Annotated in this window: 15 protein-coding genes; 3 read left to right on the top strand and 12 right to left on the bottom strand. The window is 42.0% G+C overall.

What is annotated here, in order from left to right; all coding sequences use genetic code 11:
- Positions 1-34: 34 nt before the first annotated feature.
- From truA to fabB, 5 genes are all read right to left on the bottom strand, one after another.
- Positions 35-820 (bottom strand): tRNA pseudouridine(38-40) synthase TruA, encoded by a 786-nt coding sequence (truA, locus tag AC0L4E_RS12160; protein ID WP_473679399.1) that lies wholly within the window; start codon positions 818-820, stop codon positions 35-37.
- A 115-nt stretch (positions 821-935) separates the two neighbouring features.
- The gene (locus AC0L4E_RS12165) at positions 936-4,421 is read right to left on the bottom strand and encodes a FimV/HubP family polar landmark protein (protein WP_473679400.1); all 3,486 of its coding nucleotides are present in this window, start codon (positions 4,419-4,421) and stop codon (positions 936-938) included.
- Positions 4,422-4,600: 179 nt separating this feature from the next.
- Positions 4,601-5,617: an aspartate-semialdehyde dehydrogenase gene (locus AC0L4E_RS12170; protein WP_153913116.1), complete on the bottom strand. Its 1,017-nt coding sequence runs from the start codon at positions 5,615-5,617 to the stop codon at positions 4,601-4,603.
- Between the two features lie 2 nt (positions 5,618-5,619).
- Positions 5,620-6,762, bottom strand: a complete 1,143-nt coding sequence (locus tag AC0L4E_RS12175) for a 4-phosphoerythronate dehydrogenase (protein WP_473679401.1) — start codon at positions 6,760-6,762, stop codon at positions 5,620-5,622.
- A gap of 241 nt (positions 6,763-7,003) precedes the next feature.
- The gene (gene fabB, locus AC0L4E_RS12180) at positions 7,004-8,215 is read right to left on the bottom strand and encodes a beta-ketoacyl-ACP synthase I (protein ID WP_473679402.1); all 1,212 of its coding nucleotides are present in this window, start codon (positions 8,213-8,215) and stop codon (positions 7,004-7,006) included.
- A gap of 265 nt (positions 8,216-8,480) precedes the next feature.
- Here fabB and mnmC1 point away from each other — a divergent pair, with 265 nt between their 5' ends.
- Both mnmC1 and AC0L4E_RS12190 read left to right on the top strand, forming a co-directional pair.
- Positions 8,481-10,460: an FAD-dependent 5-carboxymethylaminomethyl-2-thiouridine(34) oxidoreductase MnmC1 gene (gene mnmC1, locus AC0L4E_RS12185; protein WP_473679403.1), complete on the top strand. Its 1,980-nt coding sequence runs from the start codon at positions 8,481-8,483 to the stop codon at positions 10,458-10,460.
- An 88-nt stretch (positions 10,461-10,548) separates the two neighbouring features.
- Entirely contained in the window at positions 10,549-11,010 is a 462-nt protein-coding gene (locus tag AC0L4E_RS12190) for a hypothetical protein (RefSeq protein ID WP_473679404.1), read from the top strand.
- A 4-nt stretch (positions 11,011-11,014) separates the two neighbouring features.
- Here AC0L4E_RS12190 and AC0L4E_RS12195 read toward each other — a convergent pair whose 3' ends face one another.
- The 6 genes from AC0L4E_RS12195 to prmB form a co-directional block, all read right to left on the bottom strand.
- Positions 11,015-11,581 carry an RNA methyltransferase gene (locus AC0L4E_RS12195; RefSeq protein WP_473679405.1) on the bottom strand — a complete coding sequence of 189 codons (567 nt, stop codon included), beginning with the start codon at positions 11,579-11,581 and terminating at the stop codon, positions 11,015-11,017.
- 73 nt (positions 11,582-11,654) lie between these two features.
- Positions 11,655-11,930 (bottom strand): YfcL family protein, encoded by a 276-nt coding sequence (locus AC0L4E_RS12200; protein WP_473679406.1) that lies wholly within the window; start codon positions 11,928-11,930, stop codon positions 11,655-11,657.
- Between the two features lie 3 nt (positions 11,931-11,933).
- Positions 11,934-13,124: an ATP-NAD kinase family protein gene (locus AC0L4E_RS12205; protein WP_473679407.1), complete on the bottom strand. Its 1,191-nt coding sequence runs from the start codon at positions 13,122-13,124 to the stop codon at positions 11,934-11,936.
- A 61-nt stretch (positions 13,125-13,185) separates the two neighbouring features.
- Entirely contained in the window at positions 13,186-14,358 is a 1,173-nt protein-coding gene (locus tag AC0L4E_RS12210) for an MFS transporter (protein ID WP_473679408.1), read from the bottom strand.
- On the bottom strand, positions 14,359-15,453 hold the full coding sequence (gene aroC / locus AC0L4E_RS12215) for a chorismate synthase (protein WP_153913125.1): 1,095 nt from the start codon (positions 15,451-15,453) through the stop codon (positions 14,359-14,361).
- Between the two features lie 42 nt (positions 15,454-15,495).
- Positions 15,496-16,440 (bottom strand): 50S ribosomal protein L3 N(5)-glutamine methyltransferase, encoded by a 945-nt coding sequence (prmB, locus tag AC0L4E_RS12220; RefSeq protein ID WP_473679409.1) that lies wholly within the window; start codon positions 16,438-16,440, stop codon positions 15,496-15,498.
- Between the two features lie 80 nt (positions 16,441-16,520).
- On the opposite strand from prmB, the gene smrB reads away from it, so the two are divergent.
- Positions 16,521-17,048 carry an endonuclease SmrB gene (gene smrB, locus AC0L4E_RS12225; protein ID WP_473679410.1) on the top strand — a complete coding sequence of 176 codons (528 nt, stop codon included), beginning with the start codon at positions 16,521-16,523 and terminating at the stop codon, positions 17,046-17,048.
- 84 nt (positions 17,049-17,132) lie between these two features.
- Here the strand turns inward: smrB and sixA are convergent, their stop codons facing one another.
- Complete coding sequence (gene sixA, locus AC0L4E_RS12230; protein WP_473681632.1) at positions 17,133-17,606, bottom strand: phosphohistidine phosphatase SixA; 474 nt, start codon at positions 17,604-17,606, stop codon at positions 17,133-17,135.
- Between the last annotated feature and the right edge of the window lie 108 nt (positions 17,607-17,714).

Here is a 17,714-nt window from a genome sequence, read left to right on the forward strand (position 1 = left end):
TTTATCCACGATTTAACTCGTAAAGCTGAGCTAATTAATCGAGCATAAATAATGGGCCCATAGGCGGCTTTGGTAATTGGTAATGCTCTGGGTAAGTCACATCAACGAGATATAGGCCATTTGGCTTTGATGTTGGCGCAGCATACTTCCTATCTTTTAATGCAAGTAGCTCGTTGACCCATTCTACTTTTTGATTTGACTGACCAATTTCAATGAGCGTGCCGACAATATTTCGCACCATATGATGTAAAAAAGCATTGGCTTTAATATCAATCATAATGAATCGCCCTTGGCGAGTAACATTTACAAATTCAATGGTTCTTACAGGGCTGTGAGCCTGACATTGCAGGGCGCGGAAACTGGTAAAATCGTGTTCGCCGACAAACAGCTGCGCACCTTGATGCATCAATTCATGATCAAGTTCGTAGTGATAATGACTTAAACCATTACGTAAAATACCCGGTCTAAATTCACTGTTATCAATAATATAACGGTATCTACGTGCCGTGGCTGAAAAACGAGCGTGGAAGGTATCATCCACTTCTTTTGCCCAGCGAATCGCAATATCATCAGGCAGCTTGGCATTGACACCTAACGTCCAGGCAGACATTTGACGAGTAGACTGAGTGTCAAAATGCACTACTTGGCCTGTGCCATGAACTCCTGAGTCGGTTCTGCCAGCGCAAATTATCTCAATTGGTTCATTGGCTATTGATGATAAAGCGGCCTCGATTCTTGCCTGCACAGAAACAACTTCTTTCTGTCGCTGCCAACCGAAGTATTGACTACCATCATATTCGACACCTAACGCCACACGCATTGAAATAACCCTCAAATTTTAAGAGCGCGCATTTTAGCACAAAAAAAACGGCGCATGCATGCTGCGCCGTTTCATCATTTTTGCTGCTTAGTTAACACACTATATTCGCTGTTTATTAGCTCATTTTATCAAGCAGTTTACCCGCTTCTGTTTGTTGACGTTCATTTCCGTCAATTTGAACTTCTTTCAAAATCGCTTTGGCGGCATCTTCATCTTCGATTTCGATATAGGCGCGAGCTAAATCTAACTTGGCATTGACTGAGTTCTCTTCATCATCAACATCAATCATTTCAGCATTGCCGATTAGGGAATTAACCTCTCCCATATCTACATCGACGTCTTTATATTGATCACTTAAGTCGATGTCCTCATCGGCATCGTTAAGTAATTTATCGATATCGATAAAGCCATTTTCTTGCTCAAACGTGTCAAGTGTCGCCTCAGAAGGTGTAGCTGAACTATCAAGTTGCTCGGATTCAGTTTTAGCAGTTTCATTCGCTGCAAGGCTTTCTTGAGCATCTAGTGCAGCTAATGCTTCATCTACTGTTAAGTTATCATCAACTAATTGATAACTATCATCATCGTTACTGACAGTGTCAGTTTGTTCAGAAGCTGGATGGTTAGAAGCTTGTTGAAACAAATCCGCTTCCCAGTCCAAACCTGGCGATTCGGTTTTCTTAGATTTTAAATCATCAAAGAAACCTGAGTCTTTAGCAGCAACTTCTGTGTCTGGTTGTTCTTCAATATTCAACTCGACACTCGGTTCATTATCTTCAGATTCAGATACTGAAAGCTCAGATAACATAGCGTCAAACTCTTGTTCAGAAACAGTAGTTTGTTCTTGCTCTATTGCACTTTTTGAGTCTAAATCTGCTTCAAAGTTCTGCTCAGGCACCACTGCGTCATCATTTGAAAATAGTGGCGCTTCTTCATCGGCGATTTTATCGACATCAAAATCCGCTAACAGGGCATCAAGCTCATCAATATCTGAGTCTTGCTCTTCATTACTTTGTTGCGAAACCTTATCTAGCTGCTCGGCAGCAAGCAATTCAGCGACCAGCGGATCTTCTTGAGACACTGCTTCTTTTTCTGATTGCAGCTCAGAAGGCGAATCATCTTGCATATCCAATGCAGACTCATCACCTGGCGCAAACTTAAGATCTGTCTCATTTGAGTCAGTGACATCTAAGTCAGCTAGCAATTCGTCTAAATCGGCTGCTTCGTTACTCGCATCTAATGGAGAGTTAAAACTAGTTTGTTCATCAATTGCTAGTTCAGCTTCAACTTCAGTGTCAAGCTGAGCCGCATCATCCGTGTTTTCTAATTCAGATGTAACTTGCTCTTGTTCAATATCAGCAATGATGTTGTCGATTTCTAAATCAGTACTGGTATCAAAATCAGACTCTGGATCAAGTGTCGCAACATCTTTCTCGTTTTCTGACCCCGTCGATTCTAACTCTGAAAGCAGCGAGTCGATGTCGTCATTGTCTGATTCAATTTCAAGTTCAGACTCTATTTCTTCAAGTTCCGCACTCAATACCTGCTCAACATCTAGGCCTTCATTACTGAGCGGGGCGAACTCTTTCTCAGGATCAACTTCAGCAATGAGATCATCTATGTTGGCCGTTTCATCAAGGCTGACTGAAACATCATCTTCTAATTCGGCGGCAATCTCTGCGGTAAAGTCATGCTCTTCTTCCGCTGGCGCATCAATGGATGCTAGAAGCGCATCTAAGTCATCTTCATCGGCAGCCGTTTCAGTTTGCTCAGGTGTTAACTCTGCCACTGACTCAGGCTCAATTTCAGCCTCTGACTCGAGTTCTGCCCCAACGGCTAAATCAGCATCGATTGAAACTTCATCAGGTAAATCAAAGTCGGCTAATAAACTATCGATATCATCTTGAGTATCTGTCGCTTGAGCCGCTAGTGCTGACGCTGCAGGCTCATCTTCTGTTGTTAAGGCTTCTGGTTCTGCCTCTTCTGGTATATCAAATCCAGCTAACAAACTATCAATATCGTCTTGTGCGTCGGTAGCTGGAGTGTCACTTTCCAACGATTGACTATCGCTAGCTGCTGACTCTTCAGGTATATCAAAATCAGCCAATAGACTGTCGATATCATCTTGTGGGTCGATATTGTCATCTATTGCATCAATATTTGAGTCAGAGCTAGAATCTAAACTTGGCGCTGGGTCAGACTCAGGTTCGTCAAAGCCTGCTAATAAGCTATCTAAATCATCAGTGTCTGCTGTATTTTGTTCCGCAACAGTATCTGGTTCGACAACGGTCTCTTCAGACTCAATCGGCGAGTCTAAACCTTCAAGTAAACTGTCAAGGTCATCTTCATCAGCTTCAAGAGGTTGTAAGTCTTCCTCTTGCTCTTCCATTGCTTCGGCCCAAAGATCATCTAATGATGTTCCTTCAGCTTCTTCTGTCGTTTCCGCATCTTCGGTGATGTACATGTCTGCATCAGAAGATTCATCCAAGCTTAGCTCTTCAGTGGCTGCAGTTTCTAAATCAAGCAAATCATCGATACTGTCGCTTGCCGCTTCATCTTCATCTAAATGAATCGCTAAGTTTTCAATATCATCCACTTCTGCTTCAGGCTCAGAAACCCCCTGTTCCACCAAAGGCTCTGTTGAAGTTTCAGCTTCATTCGATGCATTATTTTTGCGGCGCATTAGCCAAAATATCAGCAAGAAAATAATAATTAGAGGCAGGGCTGCAACCAGTGCTAGCAGCATCATATTGTCTGAAATTGAACGCCAGAAATCAGTCGGCTCTTCTACCACCTCAGGTTTATTATTTTGTTCAACTAACTGCTGATGAGTCGTCTCTAGCCCTTGGTATTTTTCAGTGAGTAATTGAAAGTCTTCTTGCATTGCTGATAACTGCAAAGTTAACTCTTGGATTTTGGCTTTTAGTGCAGCGTTGTCTGCATCTTTCACCATTAACATATCTTCTGCTCGGGCAAGCTCGTCAGTTAATGATAAGGCCTTGGTTTGTGCATCTTCTAATTTAACCGTTAACTCATCAATTTGAGGTTGGCTCTTAACTGCTGCTTGTTTTGCTAACTCTGCAGCAGTGGGCTGCTTGGCTTCAGCCACAATTTGTAATGGCTTTTGCGCTGACGGTTGATTAGCTACCGCTGAATTATTTGTCGCTGGGATCGCAGGTGGCGTTGTTGATGTCGTACTTTGATTAGCATTAGGCAGACGTTTGTCGTTATTTTCAGCCCTAGTTTTAGCTTCAGCACGACCAATTTGGGCCATAACATCAGCAGATGGCACTAGCAATGTCATGCCGCGTTCTAATGAATTGTAATTATTACTACTAAAAGCATGAGGGTTCGCGTCAAATAATGCTGCCATCACTTGATATACGGAAATATTTTGGTTGGGTCTTACTTTTTGAGCAATGCTCCAAAAGGTATCTGCTGAAGTTGTTGGGCCATATTGGCGAGTTGGCGCGGAGCTGACCTCACCATTTGGACCAGTAATTTTGAGCGTTTCTGCATGGGCAGGCTCGATAAAATGAGAAGCAGAAACAACGGCCATTGCACAGGCCATAATGCCAACAAAATAAGAGGTACGAAAAATCATCAATCTTTCCCTTTGAGCGCGATCGAGTTGTCTTCGTGACAACTGGCTTTAGGTCATTTATTTTTATTAATTAAGACTATAAACCAGATTTAGTCACCCTGCTACTGCTGACAGCGGTAAAACGAAAAAAGCCTGCAGGCTGCAGGCTTTTTAGTCTAAATAACTCTATTCACAGTAGATTAATAATAATCTCTAATGAGAACTTCAGCTATTTGCACACTGTTTAAAGCAGCACCTTTACGGATGTTATCGGCCGTTACCCATAAATTTATACCGTAATCGTGAGAAATATCTTTTCTTACACGACCTACAAACACAGGATCAGTGCCAGCAGAGTCAGTTACCACAGTTGGGTAGTCTTCATCGCTTTCAAATAACACCACTCCTTCAGCGTCACGTAGAACAGCTTTTACTTCTTCAGCTTCAACAGGTTGACGGGTTTCTAAATGCACAGCTTCTGAGTGTCCGTAGAATACTGGAACACGCACAGCCGTTGGGTTAACTACAATATCGTGGTCGCCAAAAATCTTCTGTGTTTCCCACACCATTTTCATTTCTTCTTTGGTGTAGCCATTTTCCATAAACACATCAATTTGCGGTAACACGTTGAATGCAATTTGCTTAGGATAAACTTTGTTTTCAGCCGGTAAGCCCTGAAGTAACTTCGATGTTTGGCCAGCAAGTTCATCAATGGCTTGTTTACCAGATCCAGACACTGACTGATAAGTCGCAACGTTAATACGCGAAATTCCAAATGCATCATAAATCGGTTTTAAAGCCACTAACATTTGAATGGTTGAACAGTTAGGGTTAGCAATGATGTTACGGTTACGAAAATCTGCAATCGCTTGCGGATTCACTTCTGGTACCACAAGCGGTACGTCGATGTCGTAACGGAAATGTGAGGTGTTATCAATTACAACACAGCCATTCTCAGCAGCAATAGGAGCCCACTTAGCAGATACATCACCACCAGCAGAGAAAAAGCCAATTTGAGCCTTACTCCAATCGAACGTGTCCACATCAAGAATTTCTACTTGTTTACCATTAAAACTTACGGTGTCGCCTGCACTGCGGCTACTTGCTAATGGGTATAAGTTCGCGACTGGGAATTTTCGCTCTTCGAGGATCTCAATCATAGTTTGACCCACTGCGCCCGACGCACCTAAAACAACAACATTAAATTCCTGTGACATAATTAACGCTCGACTCCTGAAAAACCTAATTTATATAGCCAATTTACCTCAGATTGCCCCGTGTTGACTAGCGACAATGCACTAAATTCACGTCTATGAGTGTGATTTTTTCTCATATGGTCAAACCCATGGTTATTAAGAAAGCTATTTCTAAACAAATAGTCGTCATCACTGAGGTTGTAGACTAACCTTGCGATATTCAGTAACTGGATTTCTGAAAGCTCACTGTTGATACTAAGCTGGCTGATATTAAAAGCGGGTAACAAATTACTGACGCTTTTATCGACCTCAAGATTAAGAATATTACACAGTTTTTGGAACAACATATGCGTTCCTCGGGCCTTCCCTTCAAGGCTGTAACCGGCAATATGTGGAGTCGCAAATTCAACTAATGGAACAAGCTCTGGCATGGGGTTAGGCTCCCCTTCCCAGACATCCAAAACCAGCTTTAAATCGGTTCTTTGCTGCTTTACTTTAATCAGGGCGCGATTATCAATGACTTCGCCGCGACAGCAATTTAATAACCAAGTATTGGGTTTAAGTTGTTTGAGTTTAGCTTCATCAAACAAATACCAAGTCTTATCTTCACCAGTTCGTGTAATCGGCACATGTAAACTAATGATATCAGCTTGCTCAATGATGGTATCAAGGGGAACAAAATCGCGAGATGCATTGACTTTATCGCCTTGCTTAGCCAATACAGGGTCGCACAATAAAACCTGCATGCCGTAAGCTTTTAGACAATGCTCAAGTGCTGAGCCGGTATTACCAGCTCCAACAATGCCTACAACCTTCCCTTTAAGTGGTTGTTTAAATCGTTTAGCCAGTTCCAACATGGCAATAAACGCAAACTCCCCCACAGCGGTAGCATTACAACCAGGGGCATTACTAAAGGGAATATTGCTTGCTTGAAGGTAATCAAGATCAATATGGTCAGTGCCAATTGTCGCGCTGCCGACAAACTTAAGCTTATTAGCTTTAGCAAGTAGCTGCTTATTAACTTTAGTGACGGAACGAACCAATAACACATCGACATCGACCAGTTGCTCTGGGCTCAGTTGACGGCCATTAACAAGGGTTATTTCACCTAGTTCGCCAAATAACGCTTCGACATAAGGCATATTCTCATCAGCAACAATCTTCATACTTGGGATTTACCATCTTAAAACGACACAATTTCCTTATTCTATCAAGTAATGAGAAACAGTCGTTACCTTCAAAAACGAAATAATGAATTCTATTTTGAATTTAGACCCTAAGCAGCGATTAGATTGCTTCATAAGCAAAAAAACCTTCAACGTTTCCGTTAAAGGTTTTTAAATATTCAATCTTAATACCAGCTTTTATTGAGTCATTAAATGCATCATAACGACAAGCTCAATATTATTACTTAAATTTACGCATCACTAATGTTGCGTTAGTGCCACCAAAGCCAAAGCTATTACTCATTACAGTGGTTAGCTCGGCATCACGATATTCAGTGACTAATGGAATGCCAGCCGCTTTTTCGTCTGGAGTATCGATGTTGATACTTGGCGCAATAAAGCTGTTTTCCATCATTATCATGCTATAAATCGCTTCATGAACACCTGCAGCACCCAAAGCATGACCTGTCATTGACTTAGTTGAAGCCACTGGCGGAATGTTGTCTTGGAAGACTTCATGTAATGCTTCAAGTTCACGCACATCACCTACTGGGGTAGACGTACCGTGAGTGTTAACATAATCAATTGGTGTATCAACATCAGCAAGTGCCATTTGCATACAACGCACAGCACCTTCACCTGATGGAGCAACCATATCGTAACCGTCTGAAGAAGCACCATAACCGATAATTTCAGCATAGATTTTAGCGCCACGAGCTAATGCGTGCTCTAGCTCTTCAACAACCACGATTCCGCCGCCGCCAGAGATAACAAAACCATCACGGTCAGCATCATAAGTACGTGAAGCCTTTTCAGGCGTTTCATTGTACTTAGTTGATAATGCACCCATCGCATCAAACCCCATCGTCAGGGTCCAATCTAATTCTTCAGCACCACCAGCAAATACCATATCTTGCTTACCCATTTGGATGAGTTCAGCCGCATGGCCAATACAGTGAGCTGATGTTGCACAAGCCGAACTGATTGAGTAGTTCATGCCTTTAATTTTGAATGGTGTAGCTAAACATGCACTCGCGGTACTCGCCATAATGCGAGGTACGATGTAAGGACCTACACGCTTAACGCCTTTCTCGCGTAGCTTATCAGCTGATTCTACTTGGTTTTTAGAAGATGCACCGCCGGTGCCAACAACTAAACCCACACGATGGTGAGAATATTGCTCTTCAGTTAAGTTTGCATCGCTGATAGCTTCTTGCATAGCAATGTATGCATAAGCGGCAGCATCTCCCATAAAACGTAGCGCTTTACGGTCAATGTGCTCTGCTGGGTTTAATTTAATCTCGCCCCATACATGGCTGCGTAATTTCATTTCTTCGAATTGGTCAGAATGGGTAATACCACTACGTCCAGCTTTAAGTGAATCTGTCACTTCTTGCTTGTTATTACCGATGCTTGAAACAACACCTAAACCTGTTATTACGACTCTTTTCATTTTTTGCTATCCATTTTGTACGTGTCAGTACCTAATTTTGCTGCCGCAATGATATCCGCTTTAGACGAATAAAGTGGTCAGCTTTCAACAAACATAGGTAAAATAATCTCAATAGAACCAAATTTGAGTATGAGCTTTGACCAATTTAACCACTGACTTCCCTATAGTTACCCGAGATTGTGCAACAATATCGACTAATTTTCCAAGTAGTTACTGTCAAAACCCTAATTATGCAGCAAGCATAAGGCATTATTATGAAACTGTCTTGTCAGATAAGCCAAACTCTCACAAAACCTTGTGTATTGGTCAGCTTGGGTTTGGAATTGGCATGGAAGTCATGCTGCTTTGGCAATTATCTGAACAATTTAGCCAATCAATCCACCTCAGTGTATTTGATGCATACAGCTTAAGTTCTTTGGAGTTAAGCCATTTAATTCAACAAGCTGAAGTTAGTAGTGAGTTAACATCACACCCTTGGGATGATTATGTTATGCAATTAACAACATCTTCTATTGCCAATATTAGCGGATGCCAGCGGCTCAGTTTTAACCAAGGTCAATTTGTCGTTGATATTTACTTTGGTAATCTGCAAAGCAGTATTCAAACTCTCCCCTTTAGCCAACAAGGGCAGCTAGAGCACTGGCATTGCTTACCTCATACGACGCAAGCCGAGTATTTAGATCAACACTTCACTCAAAAGCTATTCTGGCAAATGGGCAGGATCAGTCTCGACAGTGCTCGTATTTATGCTTTTGATGAAGAAAATGCTCCATCAAAACTAACCCATTACGCTGAGAGTGCTGGATTTGCTTTAGTTTCAAATCCGCAGAAACGTGAGAGTGATGCTTTAAAACGGCTTAAAAATGAAATTCCCCTCTGTGAGCGAAAAGCACTCCGCCAATCATTATTGAGCGAGTATGCCTATTGTTTACCGCACGCAAATTTGAGTTCAAAAGATGGTAATGACTCCATTGCGATTATCGGCGGTGGCATTGCCGCCGCTCACCTTGCTTTGTCACTGGCTGAAAAAGGTAAAAATGTCACCATTTACTGTAAAGACGAAATACTGGCTGATGGCGCGTCAGGCAACAAGCAAGGCGCCATTTACCCGCTTTTAACCCCAGATAACGGTTTAATGAGCCAATACTTTCAACAGGCCTTTTTGTATAGTCGTCGCCGTTTAGAGGAATTAACTGCTGCAGGCCATCAAATAGACCATCAGTTATGCGGCGTGTTGCAAACAGGCTTTGATGAGCGCAGCGATGCAAGGTTAAATAAGATTATTGATGGTCAGACTTGGCCAAACGAAATCGCATTTTCAGTGAGTTCCGCCAAAGCGAATGAACTTGCCAATATTCAAATCGATAAACCTGCATTTTATTACCCGTTAGCAGGCTGGATTTGTCCTCAAGAGTTTGCAGTCGCTGCAATAAAACAAGCACAGAAAATTGCCTCAAATAAAGGCAATGAAGTAAAGGTAAAGCTTAGCTGCAAAATTTCAGCATTAACCAAAACAGATTCAGTTTGGCGATTAACCACGACTGAGGATAATGAGTTAGGTAAGCAGTATTATGAACACCCTGTAGCTGTTGTAGCATCTGGCGCACAGCTAACGGAGTTTGCACAAACTCGTTCACTGCAAGTTACAGGGTTTCGCGGCCAGGTGAGCCATATTCCGTCAAAAGGTAAACTTACCGAATTACAAACGGTGATTTGCGCTCATGGTTACCTCACCCCAGAAAATAACCAACATCATTGTGTAGGAGCAAGCTACGTTAAGTCACCTGACAACCTTGATTACTGCCCTGATGAACAACAAGAAAACGCTCAAAAAATGCATCATAGTTTCCCCGATAGGGATTGGGTAAATGATGTGGATGTATCAGATGAAAAAGCGAGAGTCGGCGTTCGAATGGTCACTCGAGACCATTGCCCTATGATGGGATTAGCACCAGACATCGATAGCATATTCGCGCAATATCACACTGAGCCATTAGCAGACCATCAACTCACTGTTGCGAGTCGCAAATTTTGGCGCCAGCACATCGCACCTTCACATCAAGGTTTATACGTTTTAGGAGGGTTAGGTTCAAGGGGGTTAAGTTCAGGACCGCTAGCTGCAGAGGCGTTAGCCTCCATTATTTGCGAGCAAACACCGCCAATCAGTTATGACATGTTCGCAATGTTAAACCCTAATCGCATGTGGTTAAGAAAACTACTCAAAGGCAAATCTTTAATGGTCTAACTTATTGAGTTTTACATTAAGTACATAGTCAGCAAAATGATAAAAACTCACTTAATATCCATACCCTAAACTTGCTAGAGGAAGTGTTATGAATCAAAAGGTCCACCAAGCTTATTTAGGCGAGTTGTACGGCATCGCCTTTTTTACTTTATTACAGAATGTAGAACAAAACCCTCAACGTCAGCTCCTATGGAATAAGCTTGTTGAAGTAGAGACACTAACTGCTGAGTTACTATTATCACACCTGTTAAAGCAATCTGAACGCTTTAGCTACCCAGTCGATAAAATGACGCAAAAAGGCTATGAAGATGCACAAAAGTGGTTGGGGCTAGAGTGGACTGAACTTGTGCAAACTCTAAAGACTTGGGTTGAACCTTTTGAGGCAGAATACCGTCAATGGACAAAAGACTGTACTGAATATCAAGAGATATTTGATTTAATCGCCGCCCATGAGACTGCCATATTGCAATGCTTTGAAGCCGAAATAGCCCATAAAAATGGCCAAGTTAAACTTGACCATTTTATTCAGCAATATAGTAAATCTGCTTAAAAAGCTATTTGAGCCAAGTTTTGACTTTGGTGCGATTATTGTTATCGCGGCTCTCACGAATAAGCTCGTCATCAGCAGCGACTTGGGCACTTTTTGATAAACGGTCATATAACAATACATTGACCGATGCAGCTAGATTCATACATCCCACAGTTGGCACATACACAACGTCATCTGCAGCATCAATAATTTGCTGCGGAATGGTGCCATCTTCAGGGCCAAAGATATAAAAAGCATTTTGCGGATGTTCAAATAACGGCAACGGTGTTGCGCCAACCACTAAATCAACACAAATAATTTTAGCGCCTTCCGGTGCTTGCTCAAGCAGCGACTCCACCCGTGTTAACGGGATCGTTTTGGCTGCATTTTTAGTGTCAACGTCGTATTGCGCTTCGCCTGAGCGAGCAGCAAGTTCGTAACGGTTACCAGTGTAAAGCACTGACTTTGCTTGATAACAACCCGCAGCGCGCATAATACCACCCACATTGACTGGGGTTTTAGGGTTAACAAGACCAATAGCTGCGCCTAAGTGTTCGAAGGTACTATCGGTAGTATTGATTGGTTCGGTCATGCAATATCACTTACTTTTACTATTTATTTAATAACTAATGCTTAGTTAACATCAGAGCTTACGTAATATCGCGTTATTTGATATCGCTGATAATTTGACGTAATTGTTGCCAAGCATTTTGGACTAATTCAAAGTCAGCTTGTTCTAATTCATCGTTTGCCAGTGCCAAGCAATCAACCATTTTGTCATCTAACGCTTCAATACCACTAAGTTGTTCTTGTTCAAGCTGAGAAAAAACCACTGCGATATGGCCTTGTAAGTAACCACTTGCAAATAGCGCGTCATCATCACCATTGGCAACTGTATGTTCAATCCAACCTTCTAATGCCGCATCATACTTCTCTAACATGCTCTAACTCTCCGATAAATCTGGGTTGGCGACTTGGTACATCACGTAATCGTGGTATCCAGTGGTAATTTTATAATAACCAGCAAGCGCACTATCTAATTCAGGGTCGCCACTATCCACAATTAATGGCCTTCCTTCAAGTGCTTTTAACTTAGTTTTTGTCGCTAGGATAATAATATTGTCTTTTCCAATACGTTTAATCAGCTGTGGCGAAAGTTGCTGATTACCTCGACCGAGAATATGCCCTTGGCCACCAATGAGAGTAATAACTAACTTTGTTGGCTTGCTTTCAGTTAATTCAAGTAACTCTTTAGCCGTTACATCTGATGCAATAAGTTGTTGATGCTGAATAACATCTACACCTAATAAGGTATTGTCGAGATGCAAATCTTCCATTACAGCGGCAACAGTTGAGCCACTGCCAATAATATACAGCTCATCTTCCATTTGATTAATGACATCTGCTGCAATATCTGCCAGCACTAATTCATCCACTTCTTTGCCGCCCATTTTTACCGCTTGAATGTAACGCGGCTCAGCAGGCACTAGCATTTCACCAAAACGTTTTGCTCTAACCGTGCCTTTTCGAAAAGCCTGTTCATCAATGTCCATCACATCGGCGCTCATCAAACTAACTAACTCGCGTTTGAGTAACATACTAACGACGAGACCTGCAGCATGTGGCGTAATGGCATACACGCCAGAATGAATTTTTACGCCTGCTGGCACACCTAAAACGGGCAATTGTGCCGGTAGTGAATCATCAATTACGGCATAGATATCACGAGCTGTGCCATCTCCACCTGCAAACAACAATAAATCCAACGATTCATTTAAAAGTGCTTTGACAGTCTGCTGGGTATCTTCAGCAGATGATTGATTTAGAGTGGACGATTGATCTGAAGTAGACAATTGCAGCGCAGAATCATTAGCTTGATATGAATGAATACAAGTAACTGAAAAACCCATCTCAACAGCAAGGTTTTGCCCCATATCACCTGAAGCCGTAATAATATCAATTTGATCTTTAAACGGCTCGATAACAGCTAAGGCTTGCTGCATTCTTAAACCAGCTTTAGGCTCAGCGCCTTTTTCAAATGCTAATTGCGCCACATTGTCAGAGCCTTTAAGGCCGACACTGCCGCCTAATCCTGCCAATGGGTTAATAATCAAACCTAATCTAAAACGCTTCACTACAATGAATCCTTTATTTTTACCTTAAATCAGGTATGTAAATCTAATAACCCAACTAACACTAACAAGTGCTTTGATTATTTGGTTTTGTCTCTTTAATCGCAACAGCCGCGATTAACGATAGTACCGCACAAAAAGAGGCAAACAACCAAGTCTGCCCAGAGCCTGAACCGTCGCCCCATATCATCCCGCTTATCCATATCCCAATCGCGCCGCCTAAGCCAAAACTTAAACTAGCATATAAAGCTTGGCCTTTACTGCGATGAGCAATATCAAAATTTCGATGAATAAACTGTATCGACGCAGCATGGGTTAAGCCGAAAGTGAAGGCATGCAATGCTTGGCTGATAGACAAGAGCAAAAGATTTTCGACCCCGTAGGCAAGCAAAACCCATCTTAATACCGTAAAAGCGATACTGACAATCAATAATATCTTCACGCCAAATCGCCCCAGCAACCTAGGCGCTAGCATAAACATTAAGATTTCAACGACCACACCAAAAGCCACAAACAATCCTGCTATGCCCTCAGAATATCCAGCTTGTTTAAGGTACAAAACGAAGAAGCCATAAAATGGCCCAACACTCATTTGTAATAAAATCGCAGAAATCAGGAACCAGATAATAGGGGAAGTTAACTTCAAAGGAGGTCTAGAGGCAGCATCACCTAGTGAAGCTCTATTGTTGGGTAAGGCTAAGGCACATAAAAACATACCCACAAATAGCACCATGCCAATTGATGGCACAATTTCAGCCCCATACTCACTAATTGCAAAGCCTGCAAAAATCACTAAACAGATATATCCGACACTGCCCCAACTGCGAATAGCACCGTATCGATGAGACTCATCCCCTAAACTTTCAAGAGTAATGACTTCAAGTTGAGCTAAAATGGCATTCCAAAAAAAGGTATAAACCATCAGACTTAAGGCAAGATACGTTAAGCTGCCGTCAAAGAAAAAACTGATATAGGTTATCGCTGCCGCAGCTGAGCCGAATTTGACTAATTCAGAACGCATTCCCGTTCTATCAGCCACCATAGCCCACACATTGGGAGCAATAATGCGCGTCCCCATGAGTATCGCCATCAGAAATCCAATTTCTTGCGCATTAAAGCCTCGGTTATCAAAAAAGACACCGAGGTAAGGAACCATTAATCCAAGAATTGAAAAAAAGAAAAAGTAACAAGCGCTGAGCCAACGGACGTTAGGCTCAGCAGATAACGCATTAGGCATTTATTTCATACCGATAACAGGGGTTTGAGAAACCACATCCTGATTTTGAGCGCGATGGCGAAGTAAATGATCCATCAACACAATAGCTAACATAGCTTCAGCAATCGGTACTGCGCGAATGCCGACACATGGATCATGACGACCTTTAGTGACAACATCAGCGGTCGTGCCTTGTGCTGTCATGCTTTGACCTGGCACTGAAATACTTGAAGTCGGCTTAAGTGCAATATGAGCAACAATTGGCTGACCTGAAGAAATCCCACCCAATACTCCACCAGCATGATTTGACTCAAATCCTGCTGGAGACATTAAGTCGCGGCCTTCTGAACCTTTTTGAGTAACCACGCCAAAACCATCACCAATTTCAACGCCTTTAACTGCGTTAATCCCCATGAGAGCATGGGCAATATCTGCATCAAGTCGGTCAAATACTGGTTCACCTAGACCAACAGGCACGCCTGTGGCTGCAACAGTGATTTTAGCGCCAACTGAGTCGCCTGATTTTTTCAAATCACGCATATACTCATCAAGTTGCTCTAATTTTGATGCATCAGGAAAGAAGAACGCATTTTGCTCAACTTCGTTTAAATCGACCGATTCTGCGCAAATAGGTCCAAGCTGAGACATATAACCGTTGATTTCAATACCATGAACTTGTTTGAGGTACTTTTTAGCTACAGCGCCAGCTGCTACACGCATTGCCGTTTCACGGGCAGATGAACGTCCACCACCACGGTAATCACGTAGGCCATATTTTTGCTGATAAGTGTAATCAGCATGACCCGGACGGAATAAGTCTTTGATGTTAGAGTAATCTTGACTGCGCTGATCAGTGTTTTCAATTAACAAACCAATTGAAGTGCCAGTTGTTTTATCTTCAAAAACACCCGATAAGATACGCACTTCATCAGGTTCGCGGCGCGCAGTTGTATAACGAGAGGTACCAGGGCGACGGCGATCTAAATCGTGTTGCATATCTTCAACCGTCAGTTCAAGACCTGGTGGGCAACCATCAATAATACAACCTAATGCAACACCGTGACTTTCACCGAAAGTCGTTACGACAAAATTCTGACCTATGCTATTTCCCGACATGCTATCTGATTACCTCAACGTGATATATTTTTCTAATCGTTATTATTCACTATCTTTATAGATGGCGAAAAGTGATTCATTTTCAACTAGCTGATCATAGGTAAGAACAAACACACCGTCTCCGCCATGCTCAAACTCTACCCAAGTGAATGGAACATCAGGGAATTGCTCGTTCAAATGCACCATCGAATTACCGACTTCGACAACCAATAAACCATCAGGGGTTAGATAATCTGCTGCATTAGCAAGAATACGCTTGGTTAAATCTAACCCATCACGACCTGATGCTAACCCTATAGCTGGTTCATGATGATATTCATCTGGCATATCGCCGATGTCTTCTTCATCTACGTATGGTGGGTTCGATACGATCAAATCGTAATGTGGACCTTTTTCAATTGATGAAAAAATATCAGATTGAATTGGGAAAACTCGGTCTAATACATTTAATGATTCGATATTGATTTGAGCGACTTCTAGTGCATCTTCACTAATATCTAATGCATCAACTTCAGCATCTTCAAACGCGTAAGCACATGCAATAGCAATACAACCACTACCGGTACATAAGTCCATAACACGAGATACAGGCTTGTTGTATAACCATGGGCTGAAACCATTATTGATCATTTCAGCGATTGGTGAGCGTGGCACTAACACACGTTCATCAACATAAAACTCTAAATCAGCAAAGCGGGCTTTGTTAGTTAGGTATGGAACCGGTAAACGCTCACGCACTCGGCGAATAATTAATTCAACAATTTTGTGCTTTTCACTGCTCGTCAGGTTGGAGTTCACCACTTGCTGACCGATTTCTTCAGGAAGATGTAATGCATGAAAAACCAAAGAAATCGCTTCGTCCCAAGCGTTATCAGTCCCGTGCCCATAATAAATGTTAGCATCGTTAAAACGGCTCACAGCCCAACGCAACATATCGCCAACGGTTCTTAATTCGGTGACAGCTTCATCTACAAAGATTTTATCCAAAACATAACTCCTGAAAAATTGTTCCTGACCATTGTAACTGAAGTCTATTAAGATGACCTAGAATTCAATACAATAGCGCCATGAATAAAGAAAATAATCCTGACTTTGCGCTGTTTTCAGAGCAATTTGGCGGTGTTAAACCGTTAAATCAAGATAAACACCACTTTAAGCAGTCGGTCAAATCCAAACAACAAGTCGAAATCAAAGAGCAGCAAGTTTATGCTGATAGTTATTTTTCAGATAATTATCAACCTATTTTGCCTGTTGAAGGGCCCATGCGCTGGTTAAACGAAGGCGTTGAAAAAATTGAGTTGAAGCGATTGCGTCGCGGAGATTATCAGCCTGATTTGTTACTTGATTTACATGGAATGCGCCAAGCTGAAGCTAAACTTGAATTAGCTGCGCTACTGCAGGCATGTGTCAAACAACACATTCTTTGCTGCTGCGTAATGCATGGTTACGGCTCAGGAATTTTAAAGCAACAACTACCGATGTGGCTTGCTCAGCACCCAAAAGTGAAAGCTTTTCATCAAGCCCCCAAAGAATGGGGCGCTGATGCTGCTTTACTCATCTTGGTTGATATTGGCGACCATGCTCATCGAAGATAGTTTTAATAACAAGTTGTGAGTGCTGAATATTTCAAAACCAAGCACTCACCTAGTTTATAGTTTACACATTGATTATAACTCGTTTTAAGCACTCATTTGCGCAGGAGTTTGCATCAATTCAAAATGACCGCCATGTTCATTTCTCTCAATTGACGCAATAGCTGAAGTGGCAAAAATAGGTGGTTCCATTCCGGCGACTAATTCGCTGACCATGTATCCCAGAATTGGCATGTGAGCAATGACTAACACCTTTTGAGCATCGTAATGTTCTGCATAAGCCAAAATAGCATCCACAGCAATTTGTGGGCTTCCTGAAGGCGTAATATCATCTAAAACTAACCACTTGTTTGGTTCAGGTAAGTGTTTAGCTACCTCTTGCCAAGTTTGCTGAGCTCTTAAGTATGGACTCACAATCACTAGATCCACACTAGCAACTTTTTCGGTTAACCAATTCGCCATGGCATTAGATTGAGTGCGGCCTAATTGCGACAGCATTCTTTCTCTATCAGATGGTGCATCAAAACTTGCTTCACCATGTCGCATCAAAAATAGCTGCATACTTCTATTGCTGCCCATTGTCGCTACTCATTATTATTGTGTTTGTTTTTCAATTGTAGCCTTAAAAAGGCCATCTACAAAGTATCAATGAAGTAAAATTAATTAGTC

It is taken from the genome of Shewanella sp. GJ50-10 (genome assembly GCF_055808815.1).

Bases quoted from the DNA above. Each gene is read 5' to 3' on its own strand.
- truA (WP_473679399.1), bottom strand. From the start codon at position 820: ATGCGTGTGGCGTTAGGTGTCGAATATGATGGTAGTCAATACTTCGGT.
- AC0L4E_RS12165 (WP_473679400.1), bottom strand. From the start codon at position 4,421: ATGATTTTTCGTACCTCTTATTTTGTTGGCATTATGGCCTGTGCAATG.
- AC0L4E_RS12170 (WP_153913116.1), bottom strand. From the start codon at position 5,617: ATGTCACAGGAATTTAATGTTGTTGTTTTAGGTGCGTCGGGCGCAGTG.
- AC0L4E_RS12175 (WP_473679401.1), bottom strand. From the start codon at position 6,762: ATGAAGATTGTTGCTGATGAGAATATGCCTTATGTCGAAGCGTTATTT.
- fabB (WP_473679402.1), bottom strand. From the start codon at position 8,215: ATGAAAAGAGTCGTAATAACAGGTTTAGGTGTTGTTTCAAGCATCGGT.
- AC0L4E_RS12190 (WP_473679404.1), top strand. From the start codon at position 10,549: ATGAATCAAAAGGTCCACCAAGCTTATTTAGGCGAGTTGTACGGCATC.
- AC0L4E_RS12195 (WP_473679405.1), bottom strand. From the start codon at position 11,581: ATGACCGAACCAATCAATACTACCGATAGTACCTTCGAACACTTAGGC.
- AC0L4E_RS12200 (WP_473679406.1), bottom strand. From the start codon at position 11,930: ATGTTAGAGAAGTATGATGCGGCATTAGAAGGTTGGATTGAACATACA.
- AC0L4E_RS12210 (WP_473679408.1), bottom strand. From the start codon at position 14,358: ATGCCTAATGCGTTATCTGCTGAGCCTAACGTCCGTTGGCTCAGCGCT.
- aroC (WP_153913125.1), bottom strand. From the start codon at position 15,453: ATGTCGGGAAATAGCATAGGTCAGAATTTTGTCGTAACGACTTTCGGT.
- smrB (WP_473679410.1), top strand. From the start codon at position 16,521: ATGAATAAAGAAAATAATCCTGACTTTGCGCTGTTTTCAGAGCAATTT.
- sixA (WP_473681632.1), bottom strand. From the start codon at position 17,606: ATGCAGCTATTTTTGATGCGACATGGTGAAGCAAGTTTTGATGCACCA.